Raw genomic sequence first — 14,042 nt, 5'->3', positions numbered from 1 at the left:
GCAACTTACAGGTTGTGTTCTAGTTCCGCTTTCGCGAAAGCGGAATTAAAAATTTACATCTCTAACAAATAAGCAAAGATCAGCGGCGCTACAATAGTTGCATCACTTTCTACTATAAACTTAGGTGTGTCTTGATCTAGTTTTCCCCAAGTGATTTTTTCATTAGGTACGGCTCCAGAATAACTTCCATAACTGGTCGTTGAATCAGATATCTGACAGAAATAACTCCAAAACGGCGTGTCGGTACGTTCCATATCTTGATACAACATAGGTACTACACAAATAGGGAAATCTCCTGCGATTCCACCACCTATCTGGAAGAAACCGATTCCTTTCTGTGAGTTGTCAGTATACCAGTCTGCAAGGAAAGTCATGTACTCGATACCACTTTTTACAGTGCTGGCTTTTAACTCACCTTTTAATACATAACTAGCAAAAATATTACCCATCGTACTGTCTTCCCATCCAGGAACGACGATTGGAAGATTGGCTTTGGCAGCGGCATACATCCATGAGTTCTCAATAGGGATTTCATAATACTGTTCTAGGACACCACTTAAAAGTAGTTTGTACATATATTCATGAGGGAAATAACGCTCGCCTTTTGCCTCTGCATCTTTCCATATTTTCACGATGTGTTCTTGTAGTCTTCTAAAAGCCTCTTCTTCTGGAATACAAGTGTCTGTCACACGATTGAGTCCTTTTTCAAGTAAATCCCATTCGTCTTGCGGTGTTAAATCGCGATAGTTAGGCACTCTTTTATAGTGGCTATGCGCCACTAGATTCATCAAATCTTCCTCAAGGTTTGCACCTGTACAAGAAATAATATGTACTTTATCCTGGCGTATCATCTCGCCAAAGATCTTTCCAATCTCTGCCGTGCTCATGGCTCCAGCAAGTGAGACTAGCATTTTGGAGCCTTGGTTTAATTGTGCTTCATAACCTTTGGCAGCGTCTACAAGCGCAGCGCTGTTAAAGTGTAAGAAATAGTTTTCTATAAAATCAGTAATAGGTTTTCCCATGATATTTTTGAAGATTAATCTTCTATGTTTTTCATTTTTTTCAATCCAGCTTTTGTGAAAGCGTTGTCTGCCTCATAGCCGTCTTCTCCTTCTAGAGCGATGTCTTTAAACTTATAGCTCAACATTTTATAATACAATTTTGCAGCAAGAAAATCTGATGATTTCTCTGATGGATTAGGACATAATTCAACAATGTCAAAACCTACCACGTTCTTCTCTGCAAAAACCATTTTTAAGAAATCTAATGTTTCATACCAGAAGAGCCCACCAGGTTCAGGCGTACCAGTAGATGGACATATCGATGGGTCAAAAGCATCTAAATCGATGGTAATAAATACATTTTCTGTAAGTGCTTCAGTAGCTTTTTCTTGCCAGTAATCATCTTGTACCATTTCATGAGCAAAGAAGATTTTATCGTCGTCATTAATACCTACTTCTATGCTGTCCATAGAACGTATTCCTACCTGCACTAGATTTGTTTTTTGACTCGCTTCATATACGGCACAAGCATGATTACAAGTACTGCCGTCGTATTCTTTTCTTAAGTCTGCATGAGCATCAATTTGTAATACACTCAAGTTTTCATACATATCGTTAAAAGCACGTATACTTCCTATAGAAATAGAATGTTCTCCACCAAAAAGGGTTACAAACTTATTTTTCTTAATATACTTTTTAGCAGTTGCGTGCACGGCATCTACCATTGCTTCTGGCGAACTGTTCTCTGTAACAGCATCTGCAAGAAAGACTCCATGATGATACACTTCTGTATCAGTTTCAATATCGTATAATTCCATATTTGCACTGGCGTCTAGAAAGGCTTCTGGACCTTTATCTGCGCCTTTTTGCCAGGTGCTTGTTCCATCATAAGGAACTGGAATTAAAACGATTGATGCATTATCGATTCCAGCATATTCATCTGGAATTCCTGCATAGTTTGAATTACTCATGTCTTGAAATTAAAAGTTTGTTTTAAAGTTAATCGATTTATATAAAATATTAATATCCTAATATATCTAGCATTTGTTCTGAGCTTTGTTGCTCTTTAAAAACTCTAGTTTGTATAGCTCCATTTTCATCGCGGTCTATTAAAATATGTTTAGGAGCTGGTATTAAACAGTGTTGTATACCGCCATATCCACCTATTGTTTCTTGATAAGCTCCAGTATTAAAAAAGCCTATATAGAGTGGTTTATCTTTATGATATTTTGGTAAATAAATAGCATTAACATTTTGCTCACTGTTGTAATAGTCATCACTATCGCAAGTTAATCCACCTAGTAATACACGTTCATATTCTTCATTCCAGCGGTTTAAGGCTAGCATAATAAAACGCTTGCTTATTGCCCATGAATCTGGTAGGGTTGTTATAAATGAACTATTGATCATGTTCCACTTTTCACGGTCGTTTTGTTGCTTTTGATACAACACTTTATAAATAGCTCCACCACTTTCACCTACTGTAAAAGAACCGAATTCTGTAAAAATATGTGGTACGTCCACATCTGCCTCATCACATACTTGCTTTATTTGATTTACGATCTCATTGATCATATACTCATAATCAAATTCAAATGCTAGTGAGTTTTTTATAGGGAAGCCACCACCTATATTAAGACTGTCTAATGATGGACATATTTTCTTAAGGCTTATGTAGACTTTAAGACATTTGTGTAATTCATTCCAGTAATATGCATTATCACGTATACCTGTATTAATGAAAAAGTGTAGCATCTTAAGCGACACTTGTTTGTTCTCTTGTATCTGATTTTTATAGAATGAGAGAATGTTTTTGTAACCTATTCCTAAACGGCTCGTGTAAAATTCAAACTTTGGTTCTTCTTCACTCGCTATTCTTATTCCTACTTTAAATTGCTTATCTGTCGCATTTGTCAATAGGTCTAATTCTTCATAGTTATCTATGATAGGAATACAGTTTTTGTGACCAGAGTTGATCAGGTCTGCGATATTGTCTATATATTTTTCGCGTTTAAAACCGTTACTAATGATATAGGTATCGTCCTTAATTTTACCTTCAGCTTTTAGACTTTTTATAATATCTATATCAAAGGCACTACTGGTTTCTAAATGTATATCGTTAGTCAACGCCGTATCTAGCACATGTTTAAAGTGTGAACTTTTTGTACAATAGCAATAATGGTATTTTGCTTTGTAGTCCGCTTTTGCGAAAGCGTCATTAAACCACCTCTGTGCACGCTGTATATTATCAGATATCTTAGGTAAATAGGTGAACTTTAATGGAGATCCATATTGTTCTACTAGTTCCATCAGATCGATGTCGTGAAAGTGTAAGGTCTTGTCTTCTAGTTTGAACTCCTCTGTTGGGAAGAAGTACGTTTGATCGATTAGATCAATGTATTTAGTATTCAATGGCTATAGGTTAAGTGTAGTTTTAAGTGAACTACAAGCTAAACAAAAAAACGTTAATAATAGAATGAAATGTGTTACCTAAATATTAAAATTGAATGGCGATAAGAAGGGACAATAATATTCCTTTTTTTGAAATATTTTCAAAAAAAATAGCGCTGCCTAAAAATTTAGACAACGCTAGTGTTTACAAGTGATTGTAGCTTATATCATCTTTAAATTGATGATTTCTTGATCTGTTAAAGTACGATAATGCCCACGAGGAAGGTCTTTTTTAGTCAATCCACCTAGTACAACGCGATCTAAAACTTTAATTTCATATTTAACTGCCTCAAATAAGGCCTGAACGATATTGTCTTTTCCACTATGTATTTCAATTCCGATTTCATTGTTACGTCCATCTTCTACATAGTTAATTTCTTTTACATCAATGACTTCGCCGTTGATAGCGATTCCATTACGTAATTGCATTAAATCCTCGTGTTTAAAACTACGATCTAGGGCAACTTGATAAATCTTGCGCATTTCTAGATTTGGGTTGTTAAGCTTGTTAGCCATCTCTAAGTCGTTAGTAAATAACATTAAACCTACAGACTGTCTTCCTAGACGTCCTACATAGTGCAAATTAGCAACACCAGCACTTTGCATTAGGTCTAGTACAGTTTTACTAGCACGTTCTCCTTTGCGAGGTGCAATAAAACCTTTAGGTTTATTAAGTAGTAAATACTGCTTTTGATATGGTTGAATGTTCTGTCCGTCAAATTTCACTTCGTCAGTTAATTTAACACGATAACCCATTTCAGACACAGGTTTACCGTTTACGGTTACACTACCAGCTTTAATGTATATATCTGCATCGCGACGACTGCATATACCAGAATTTGAAATATATTTATTCAATCGTATTGTTCCATCATCAGGCTTAGACTTAGCGCCTTCAGATTTTTTACGCATGATATATTCCTTCTTTGTTACTGGATTACCTGTGCGTGATGTTCCTACTACTTGATTTTTACCACCTCGAGTTGTTGGTTTTCCGGTAGGTGCATTTCCTCTAGCTTGAGATTTTCCTCTATGGTCTGTGCTTCCAGCATTACGTCTGTTGCCACCTTTTGAGCTAGAAGAATCTCTGCCGCCTTGGCGGCCAGTTCCTTTTCCTCTTGCTCCATCATTACCTCTTCCCATGGTATTAAATTTTTTGCAAAGATAAGTTTTTAAAAATGTGATGTTGCAAAAAGAATTCTAAAGTATTTAGTTCCTCAAAAAGAATAATTTAGAGGAGTTACTCGAGCACTTTAAAGTGTTGTTTTTTAAGATTTATCTATTCATTAATCTTTAAATCTCACAGTAGATTGTCGCTCTCTATTAATATGTAATTGCGTCACATCAGGTCGTGAATAATGACCTACCGCGTCAAAGTTTTGTCGCTCTTCCAATACACGATTAAAATCTAAAGTAGCAGTTATGATTTCTTCTTTTCCTATCTGTGGTTCTATGATCCACTCACCATCAGGACCAGCGATGCAGCTGCCACCATTAGCAAGCACATCTGGGCATTTATCTAGAATCGCTTCTAGATGAGGTGTGTTTGCTGGGAAGTCTTCTTTAAACATCATGCTTGAAACAGATAGGACAAAAGTGCGCCCTTCAAGTGCTATAAAACGAGTAATGTCTTTAGTATTATGATCGCTACCAGGCCAGCAAGCAACATGTAGATTCGTTCCTTGCGCATACATGGCCGCACGTGGTAATGGCATCCAGTTTTCCCAGCAGTTCAAACCGCTTACGGTAAAATCTTTGAGTTTGTGTGTCACTAAACCATTTCCATCGCCAGGCGACCAGGTGAGTCGCTCATCATAAGTAGGTTGTAATTTACGGTGTACACTTTCTATACTTCCACTTTGATTGATGTAAACCATGCTCGCATAAACACTATGACCACCACGATCTTCAGGTCTTTCTATTATACCTAAATAAATGGCTATGGAGTTCGCTTTCGCGAAAGCGCATACCGCATCCAGCTCGCCGTCCTCTATACTTATGCTATTTAGCACATAGTGTCTGTGTAGTTCTTTGACTTCTTTTTTATTCCAAGCAGCACCATCAGTTAGCGCAAGCCAAAAAGGATAACCAGGCAATAATCCTTCTCCAAAAACAACTAATTCAGCATCTTGCTTCTTTGCCTCTTCTAGCGTGGAAAGTATTTTGTCTAATGTCGCTTTTTTATCCAGCCATACTGGAGAGATTTGAGCAAGTGCTACGTTGATGAGGTGTTGCATTAAAAGAAATTTTGAAGTCGTTCTATAATGGCTGGTAGATCTATTAATAATATGGATAGCACGCCACCTACAATGACTATTTTAAGTATAAAATGAATGAGTAAATATTCTCTTTTACGTCGCGAGCTCCATAATAATGGTAAGCATACTAGTAAGGCACCGCCTATTAAAGCAAAGTAATAACGCATATATCCTATATTAAAATAGAGTATCAATGCTGTAATAGGTATAATAGTAAGTAATGTTAGTAAGGTGTAAAAACGCTTGCTTGCTTTTTCTCCTAGTACTACTGGTATAGTATGGTAATTTTGAGCTAGATCACCTCTTAAGTTTTCGAGATCTTTAATGAGCTCGCGCATCGCAAGTATGAGAAATAAGAAACTACCATGTACAAATACGACTAGATATAAATTACGGTAATACATGAATAGCACAAAAAATGGAGTAATAGCCAGTAGGGCTGCAGTAAGATTACCAACAAAAAGGACCCTTTTTAATTTATGCGAGTAGAACCACATGGCAAAAATATAAGCCGCAAAAAACAATCCAGCACGCCACGAAACTATCAATCCAAGTATAAAAGCAATCGCGTTAACTGTAAAATAAACCGTCCATAAGGTAGAGCGACTTACTTGATTTTCTAGCATGGTTTTTTGCGGTCTATTAATAAGGTCTTTCTCACGGTCGTAAAAATTATTAATGATGTAACCACCTGCTATAGCTGCGGCACTAGCCAGAATAATCAACCACAACTTATAATCCAGCACAATCTCCTTAACAGATAATTCTGGGGCGATAATAAAAACAGCCGCTAGTAATTGCGCTATCGCTATTATAGAGATATTATAAAGTCTTACTGTTGAAAAAAGACTCAACGCTTTAATGACTAGTGTTTTTATACTAGCCTTTGTGCTCATGGTATATGTTTGCTCTTGATTCACTCGACTAAGTTAAGGACATTCCGATTTGTAAATGATAATGGTATGTGAAATTGTATAACGGCAATATCTAAAAAACTCCTTTCCTAAGAATAGGAAAGGTGGGCAAATTGTAGCGTATCGCAAATTTGGTCGGAAAGGTTGAAAAATGAAATTTTAATTTTATTACTTTAAGCTTATGATTTTTAATACTTTAAAACTAAAATAAAATTTATTTAATGGTTTTAACATTTGCTTAGGAAACTAAAACGGCATATCTGGAATATGGTTATGAAAAGATGCATCAATTTTCAAACGAGATAAGCCGAAAATCGATAAGAGTAGGCATATTATAAACCGTGATTAAATAAAAAATAGATAATCTCACAAATTAAATTTTATGAAAAAGTATTTTAAATTTTTACCAATTTTATTTTTTGGTCTCTGTTTGGTTTTAAATTCTTGTAGTGATACTCAAGAAGAACTGTCTCAAGAAAATCTCAACTCTAGTTTTGAAAAAAGTAGCTCATTATATACAATGTCAGCTCATGGTTATGAGATTTCACACATTGAAGGAGATCAATATTTAACAAAACTAAATGGTGATGAAGGTATTGTTGGAGAACACATTTACACTAACTTAAGTTATTCTACAGAGATTCTAGTTGAACAAGATAACACTGAGTCTTTAATTATAAAAAATGAGTCCGGAATTGATGATTCTGTTAAAATTTCGAATCTGCGTCAGTTAGAGAATGGAACTTATTTATATGATTTTGAAATATATAACGGTCTTGATGAAACTACTACAGTTGTTTCTGATATAAATTCAAATTTTAATATATTTACTTATCAAAATGATATACAAACCTTAAGCGCACCACCTGTACCATGGGGTCCTATTGGCGTTGTAGTTTCGATTGCCACTTGGCTATTAAGTGATTCAGATGAAAGTTTGTCAGATGCACAAAATTGCCGAATTGCCGCAGTGGAAGGTTGTGGAGCAGGGAATGTACAAAGCTATGGAATGGTTGTGGATGAAGGCTGGTTTACAACAGATAGTCACTGTGAATTTGATTGCAAATAAATATGATAATGAAAGATTTATTTTCTTTAAAAATATACCCGTTAGTTTTAACGGGTGTATTTTTAATTGCCTTTATTGTTATAGCTACAATGATAAACGCTGAAGCAGTTCAGGTTACAAAGGGACTAGTTTTTTTTGAGAGAAATATAACTTTTACTTTATTCGCAATCCTAACTGTTATAGTAACACCAATTTTTGAAGAATTAGCGTTTAGAGGTCATTTTAGTCGAAACGGTAAAAAATACATTATTTCAATTTTATTTTTATTAATTAGTGTTTGTATCAAACAGAGTATTCTTCTAGGAATTTTATGCATTATCCATATAATACTTTTTTATCATAGTCGACGTAGTAAAAATGATAAATTATATATGGTTTCTATGACAAGTAGCGTTTTGTTGTTTGGGCTTTTTCATTTATCTCAATTGACGGATATAAGTTTTATCGATGTAAAAAATTTAATGTTTTTCTCATTCTTAGGATCAGTATTCCTTTTTGTATGTTATAATTTTTCTTTGAAGAAAGCTATAATCCTTCATTCCTCTTACAATTTGATTTTAATTCTAATTATGTTATATCAAATACAATTTAATAAATTTGTAATAGAATCATCAACTAATAAAATCTCAATATCAATTATTCAAAAGCCATACTACTCAGCAGAAAAAAGTGTTTCAATTGCTTATGACAGTAATGATGGTATTTCTTGTAAAGATTGTACAATAAATATGATGTTAAGCGAGTTGGGTAGCAAAAAAGCCGCCAATATAACACCTTATTCAACATTCGACATATCTATTAAAAATAAATTGGGATTATCTGAAACAGATTTTAAAAATTCTGTTGAAGATGAATTGAATAAACTTATGTTAATATCTGATTTAAACTAAAAATTATAAACCACTTCTAGTTTGTAATCTTTCAAGCTTTGTTCTGCTTTTTCTAGGTCTTCAGTAAATCCTAAAATGTAGCCACCACCACCAGATCCACAAAGTTTTAAGTAATAATCACCAGTATCCAGTCCTTTTTTCCATAAGTCATGGAATTGCGCTGGAATCATAGGTTTAAAATTATCGAGAACGACGTGAGACAATTTCTTTACGTTACCAAAAAGTCCTTTTACATCGCCACTCAAGAAATCTTCTACACACATGTCTGTGTATTTCACAAACTTATCTTTCAACATACTACGGAAACCTTCTTGCTTCATGTTTTCCATAAAGATATTTACCATAGGTGCTGTTTCTCCTACAATACCAGAGTCTAGTAAAAACACAGCACCTTTACCAGTTGTAGATTGAGATGGAATACCAGCCGGTTCTATATCATTACTACTATTAATTAAAATAGGTAAGCTCAAGTAAGAGTTTAATGGGTCAAGACCTGAACTTTTACCATGAAAAAAGCTTTCGATTTTTCCGAATATATCTTTTAAAATCAGCAGTTTTTCTCGAGTTAAGTTCTCGAGCACAGTGATTTTTTCAATCGCATATTTATCATAGATAGATGCAACTAGTGCACCACTACTTCCTACACCATAACCTTGTGGTATACTAGAGTCAAAATACATTCCAGCAGCAACATCTGCCTTTAAAGTCTCAACATCAAATCTTGGGAAATCACTATTTTCTTTCATTAACTGCTCAATATGACCAGTAAGACGAGATAAATTGCCGTTTGATTTAATTTGTTCTTCGGTAGGATGGTCACTTATCTGAAGTGCGCCTTTATAGAAGTTATAGGGTATAGAAAGACCTTTTGAATCTTTAATAATCCCATACTCACCGAAAAGTAAAATCTTTGAATAAAAAAGTGGTCCTTTCATAGCGTTAAAGTTAGCACTTTTTTGCACCTGTGCCTACTTGATCACAAATATAGTGACCATTTTGACAATATTGCGCTAATTTGCTGTTAATCAATCCTTGCACAGCCTCATTATTTTCATGTGGATAAAGCATGTGCACGTTAGCACCAGCATCTAGTGTAAAGCATACAGGTATGCCAGTCTCTTTTCTGAACGCCCATATTTCCTCGATAATCGACAGTGTTTTGGGCTTCATTAATATAAAATAAGGATGTGAGGTCATCATCATTGCATGTAATGTGAGCGCTTCACTTTCTGTAATTTTTATAAAAGTTTCAAGGTCACCTTCCTGCAATGCTTTTTTAAGAGAAGAAAGGTTCTCATGGGCTTGTTCAAATCTCGCTTTCGCGAAAGCGTGTCCATTCATCAACTCGTGTCCTATCGTAGAACTCACCACTTTTTCACCTTTATCTACCAGTAAAATCGTGTCCTGAAAATCCTGAAAAACAGGATGTAGATAGTCACTTTTATCAACTCCAAAGTATTGCGAGCTGTCATCAACTTCTTTATGCGTTCCCCAAACCACGGCGCTACCTTTCAAGCTACGACAAGCACTTCCAGATCCCAATCGAGCGAGAAAGGATGCTTTATGAAAATCCATTTTCTGACCAGTAAGCGTGCTCTCAAAATCCATCATACAAACTGACATCGCCGCCATACTACTAGCACTACTCGCAATTCCCGAACTATGCGGAAACGTATTGTGTGTGTCTATATCAAAATGATAGTTCGCAATCCATGGACAATAGTCAGCAATGCGCTTGAAATAAGCTTCAATTTTAGGAGCAAATTCAGGTTTAGGAGTGCCGTCATAAGAAATGCTGAAACCGTGAGTTCCTTTACTAGCCGTTACTGTAGTAATGGTTCTACAAGCATTTAAGGTAAAACTTATCGACGGATTTGCAGGTAACTGCATGCCATATTTACCCCAGTATTTTACAAGCGCAATATTAGATGGCGCTTGCCATTTTGTAGATAAATTATCTATTAAAGTAAAATCGCCTTCTAACTTAAACTGAGTTTCCAATAGCCTTGAATTAAGCTACAAAGGTAAATATTTAAGAGCAGCCGTTGAACCTGTCATTCCGAATTTATTTCGGAATCTGCTAGTTATGAAAATTAAAGTCATACTTGAACTTAAAAACAAGGATGGTTTTATAAATTAATCGTTCTAAACCAACAATTGCTCAAAAAATCCACCAATTTCTCTAGCTCTATCTACAAAGTGAATTTCTAGAATCCATTCTCTTTTATTACCGTTTCCATCGGGTGCAAAAAGATTTTTATTATTCTCGGGATGGATATAATTGAGTTTGTTCTCGCTTTCTAGATTCTCATGCGGGAAATGACCGATTAAATGCCCGGCGATAGGACCACCAAATTCCCAGCCATATTCCGTCGCTTTTTGAACACAATAATCATAAAAAGCCGCACCAGTTAGGTCAGTTTGTGAGAAGTAGTAATCTCTACATTCTTGCCATGCGGTTTCTATGTCTTTTTTTAATTTTATTTTCAGTGGATCGGTTCCTATCACATAAGTACGACCATAGTCTGCTTCCCATTCTTCCAGTATCGGACCGAAGTCTAGAAACACGATATCATCTGCTTGAACTAGTAAGTCTACCGGATTCTCGTCATATGGATGTAAGGTGTTTGATCCTGCTCTTACAATGCGTTTGTGCCAGTATTTTTTGATCCCAAATAATTCATCTGCTAGTTGAAATACTTCGGTGTTTATTTCTTTTTCGGTTTTACCGGCTGCAATGATATTTCTGTTTTCTATTTCTTGAAACAGTTGTGCTGCTTTAGCTTCGGCAACGATGAGGTTTTTTAAAACGTCGTTCATTTTTTAAAATACTTTTTTAATAAAAATGCCATGAAAACAACCGTTAACCAAGTTGAACAACAATCTAGCAATAGATTCTTTAAATTCCAACCAGCGTTAGGAATAGAATGATCATTTAACCGGAACTCATAATAGTAGGTAAAAGGAAAGCCAATAGTAAACTCTTTACTCAAGTTTATATCACTTAATGGAGAGTGAATATCATTAAACAATGTAAAAAATGAGATGCTGAAGAAAATCAACATTGAAAGTAACGTATAAAGTATTAGACTCTTAATCATTATTACTTTTTTGTGATTTTTACGACAATGCTACCAAATCTCATAGTCAATTTAAATGATCAACTAGAGTTCGATAAATAGCACAACTGACTGTAGACTAAAAGCCTAAGCGTTATAATACATTTTTTAATTCCTCAAAGTCCAATCCGCCATAATTACCACTGCTCATCATTAAAACCGCTGTGTTATTAAAATCCTGACTGAATAACCATTTTTTAAAGTCGGCTGGATCTGTTTTTACGATGAGATCATCTCTATCAAAAGACTCAAAAATTTGTTGCTCACTAATAGGCTCTAGTTTCTTAATCTCCACCGCATGTGGACTGTAAAACACCACAGCAACATCTGCTGCATCGAGTGTGTTTTTATACTGAACTAGAAATTCGGGATTCAAACTAGAATAAGTATGTAGTTCTAGACAAGCGATAAGTTTGCGTTCTGAATATTGATTATGAACCGCTCTGGTAGTAGCTTCTACTTTACTTGGTGAGTGCGCAAAATCTTTATAAATCACACAGTTCTCATTTTGAGCTACTTTTTCTAAACGTTTAGAAGCGCCTTTAAAAGAAGCGATCGCCTCATAGAAATCATCTTCATCTATTCCCATGTGCTGGCAAATCCATTTTGCACCTGCGAGATTAGAAAGATTATGCTTTCCAAAAATCTCTATAGGCATATCACCTTCTGGTGTTTCTAGGTAAGTCGTTCCATTAATGATAGAATGAGCAGGAATAGAGTAGGCGTGTTTACGAGTAGGTTTGGTCGCTGCCTCCGCAATCGTTTTTACGGCTTCATCGTCCTCGTTGTAAACAAGGATACTTCCATCTCGCATACATTCTACAAATTCTGAAAACTGACTTAAGTAATTTTCCCAAGTTGGAAACACATTAATGTGATCCCACGCAATTCCAGAGATCAGAGCAATATTAGGCTGGTATAAATGAAATTTAGGTCTACGATCTATAGGACTTGATAAATACTCATCACCTTCTAGAATCATAAATTCATTATCATCAGTAAGATGCACCATGGTTTCAAAACCTTCTAATTGTGCGCCTACCATATAATCTACCTCACGATCGTGATAATGCATCACGTGCAGTATCATAGAAGTAATCGTTGTTTTTCCATGAGAACCACCTATAACAACACGTGTTTTATTTTTAGACTGCTCATATAAATACTCTGGATAGCTATATATTTTTAAACCTAGTTCTTGAGCCTTCAATAACTCAGGATTATCGGCTTTTGCATGCATGCCTAAAATGACCGCATCTAGGTTAGCATTAATGTTCTCTGAATTCCATCCCATATGTTCTGGTAGTAAACCGTATTTGTCCAATCTGGATTTACTAGGTTCAAAAATGGTATCGTCACTACCAGTAACCTGGTAACCTTTATGATGTAACGCAAGAGCGAGATTGTGCATGGCACTGCCGCCTATTGCGATAAAATGTACGCGCATAATAAGTAACTTTATAAGACGTAAAGCTACTAATAAAAGGCTGGAATGACTAAGGAATGGAGTGCTTTATGAGCTTAATCACCTACTAGATCATGATCTCTTTTAAGTCTAGAGATTTCTTCTAGTAAACTAGGTTCTTTATGGACAGCATATGCGTCTTGTAAAGTGATTAAAGCCTTAAGATATTCTTTTGTTTTTTGCTCATAAAGAGATGCTAGTTTTTTATAAGTAGTTAGGGAACCACCTATTTCTATGGCTTTTTTATAACATTTCTCTGCAGCGCGATATTCTTTATCATACTCTTCAATATAGCCTTGTGCCAGATGGCCATCTACAGGAGATATTTTTAAAAGCTCATCTGCATATTTACGACTGGTTCTTAAGGATCCACCTACGATTCCAGGCAACTCACAATATAATTGCACCAGTGCCCATCTAGCCTCTACATGATTAGGGTCTAAGCTAGCCGCTTTTTTAAGATGAAATTTAATATCGTCCAGATAACCTAGCGCCTCAAGTTTTGAACTTTCTTTAGCGTGCAAACCTAATGTACCACCATATAAAAAATGGTAATCTGGATTAGAGTCATCTAGATCTAATAATCTTTTATAGTATGGAAATGCTTTTTTATAACGTTGAGCATGTGATTCAATATCGCCTAGTCTGCGCAATATTATGGGGTCTTTTTTGTTGTCTTGCAGTAAGGATTTATATATGGGCTTTGCGGCTTCATATTGCTCAGAGTTGAATAATGATTCCGCTTTCGCGAAAGCGTCCTGACTCCAACCCATTGCACTGCACAACAGTAATATGATAAAAAACATTTTTTTCATGCTCTAAATTTATCAAAAAGTGAGCCAATGCCATCAATAGAGTTGTTAAAAAGGATTTCC

General features: G+C 35.4%; 13 protein-coding genes. 2 read left to right on the top strand and 11 right to left on the bottom strand.

Annotated elements, in window-relative coordinates:
- Nucleotides 1-53: 53 nt before the first annotated feature.
- The 6 genes from IL45_RS07770 to IL45_RS07745 form a co-directional block, all read right to left on the bottom strand.
- The gene (locus tag IL45_RS07770) at nt 54-1,022 is read right to left on the bottom strand and encodes a deoxyhypusine synthase family protein (RefSeq protein WP_036582440.1); all 969 of its coding nucleotides are present in this window, start codon (nt 1,020-1,022) and stop codon (nt 54-56) included.
- Nucleotides 1,023-1,036: 14 nt separating this feature from the next.
- Nucleotides 1,037-1,972, bottom strand: a complete 936-nt coding sequence (speB, locus tag IL45_RS07765; RefSeq protein ID WP_036582437.1) for an agmatinase — start codon at nt 1,970-1,972, stop codon at nt 1,037-1,039.
- 49 nt (nt 1,973-2,021) lie between these two features.
- Entirely contained in the window at nt 2,022-3,413 is a 1,392-nt protein-coding gene (locus IL45_RS07760; protein WP_036582434.1) for a type III PLP-dependent enzyme domain-containing protein, read from the bottom strand.
- Between the two features lie 201 nt (nt 3,414-3,614).
- A complete protein-coding gene (locus IL45_RS07755) occupies nt 3,615-4,595 on the bottom strand; it encodes a pseudouridine synthase (protein WP_036582432.1) in 981 nt (326 codons plus the stop codon).
- Between the two features lie 143 nt (nt 4,596-4,738).
- Nucleotides 4,739-5,689: a carbon-nitrogen hydrolase family protein gene (locus IL45_RS07750; protein WP_036582429.1), complete on the bottom strand. Its 951-nt coding sequence runs from the start codon at nt 5,687-5,689 to the stop codon at nt 4,739-4,741.
- The gene (locus IL45_RS07745) at nt 5,689-6,630 is read right to left on the bottom strand and encodes a geranylgeranylglycerol-phosphate geranylgeranyltransferase (protein ID WP_316930407.1); all 942 of its coding nucleotides are present in this window, start codon (nt 6,628-6,630) and stop codon (nt 5,689-5,691) included. Before IL45_RS07745 ends, IL45_RS07750 begins: the two co-directional genes overlap by 1 nt.
- A gap of 376 nt (nt 6,631-7,006) precedes the next feature.
- Here IL45_RS07745 and IL45_RS07740 point away from each other — a divergent pair, with 376 nt between their 5' ends.
- Together IL45_RS07740 and IL45_RS07735 are read left to right on the top strand one after the other, a co-directional pair.
- Nucleotides 7,007-7,693, top strand: a complete 687-nt coding sequence (locus IL45_RS07740) for a hypothetical protein (RefSeq protein WP_036582426.1) — start codon at nt 7,007-7,009, stop codon at nt 7,691-7,693.
- 8 nt (nt 7,694-7,701) lie between these two features.
- Entirely contained in the window at nt 7,702-8,583 is an 882-nt protein-coding gene (locus IL45_RS07735) for a CPBP family glutamic-type intramembrane protease (RefSeq protein WP_160165396.1), read from the top strand.
- On the opposite strand, the gene IL45_RS07730 is transcribed toward IL45_RS07735, so the two are convergent.
- The 5 genes from IL45_RS07730 to IL45_RS07705 all read right to left on the bottom strand — a co-directional run bounded on the left by IL45_RS07730 (nt 8,580) and on the right by IL45_RS07705 (nt 13,982).
- Nucleotides 8,580-9,518 (bottom strand): mevalonate kinase family protein, encoded by a 939-nt coding sequence (locus tag IL45_RS07730; RefSeq protein ID WP_036585196.1) that lies wholly within the window; start codon nt 9,516-9,518, stop codon nt 8,580-8,582. The two genes, IL45_RS07735 and IL45_RS07730, sit on opposite strands and share 4 nt — an antisense overlap.
- Nucleotides 9,519-9,528: 10 nt before the next feature.
- Nucleotides 9,529-10,584 (bottom strand): diphosphomevalonate decarboxylase, encoded by a 1,056-nt coding sequence (locus tag IL45_RS07725; protein ID WP_036582420.1) that lies wholly within the window; start codon nt 10,582-10,584, stop codon nt 9,529-9,531.
- Nucleotides 10,585-10,728: 144 nt separating this feature from the next.
- Nucleotides 10,729-11,403: a M24 family metallopeptidase gene (locus tag IL45_RS07720; protein WP_036582418.1), complete on the bottom strand. Its 675-nt coding sequence runs from the start codon at nt 11,401-11,403 to the stop codon at nt 10,729-10,731.
- Between the two features lie 393 nt (nt 11,404-11,796).
- Nucleotides 11,797-13,149, bottom strand: a complete 1,353-nt coding sequence (locus tag IL45_RS07710; RefSeq protein ID WP_036582415.1) for a UDP-N-acetylmuramate--L-alanine ligase — start codon at nt 13,147-13,149, stop codon at nt 11,797-11,799.
- Nucleotides 13,150-13,223: 74 nt separating this feature from the next.
- The gene (locus tag IL45_RS07705; RefSeq protein ID WP_036582412.1) at nt 13,224-13,982 is read right to left on the bottom strand and encodes a tetratricopeptide repeat protein; all 759 of its coding nucleotides are present in this window, start codon (nt 13,980-13,982) and stop codon (nt 13,224-13,226) included.
- Nucleotides 13,983-14,042: the final 60 nt, after the last annotated feature.

The organism is Nonlabens ulvanivorans, from assembly GCF_000732625.1.
GTDB lineage: Bacteria > Bacteroidota > Bacteroidia > Flavobacteriales > Flavobacteriaceae > Nonlabens > Nonlabens ulvanivorans.
The sequence above is the reverse complement of the archived record's forward strand: the minus strand, read 5'-3'. Positions and strand labels throughout refer to the sequence as shown.

Coding starts and splice junctions, on each gene's coding strand:
- IL45_RS07770 (WP_036582440.1), bottom strand. CDS start 1,022: ATGGGAAAACCTATTACTGATTTTATAGAAAACTATTTCTTACACTTT.
- speB (WP_036582437.1), bottom strand. CDS start 1,972: ATGAGTAATTCAAACTATGCAGGAATTCCAGATGAATATGCTGGAATC.
- IL45_RS07755 (WP_036582432.1), bottom strand. CDS start 4,595: ATGGGAAGAGGTAATGATGGAGCAAGAGGAAAAGGAACTGGCCGCCAA.
- IL45_RS07750 (WP_036582429.1), bottom strand. CDS start 5,689: ATGCAACACCTCATCAACGTAGCACTTGCTCAAATCTCTCCAGTATGG.
- IL45_RS07740 (WP_036582426.1), top strand. CDS start 7,007: ATGAAAAAGTATTTTAAATTTTTACCAATTTTATTTTTTGGTCTCTGT.
- IL45_RS07735 (WP_160165396.1), top strand. CDS start 7,702: ATGAAAGATTTATTTTCTTTAAAAATATACCCGTTAGTTTTAACGGGT.
- IL45_RS07730 (WP_036585196.1), bottom strand. CDS start 9,518: ATGAAAGGACCACTTTTTTATTCAAAGATTTTACTTTTCGGTGAGTAT.
- IL45_RS07720 (WP_036582418.1), bottom strand. CDS start 11,403: ATGAACGACGTTTTAAAAAACCTCATCGTTGCCGAAGCTAAAGCAGCA.
- IL45_RS07710 (WP_036582415.1), bottom strand. CDS start 13,149: ATGCGCGTACATTTTATCGCAATAGGCGGCAGTGCCATGCACAATCTC.
- IL45_RS07705 (WP_036582412.1), bottom strand. CDS start 13,982: ATGAAAAAAATGTTTTTTATCATATTACTGTTGTGCAGTGCAATGGGT.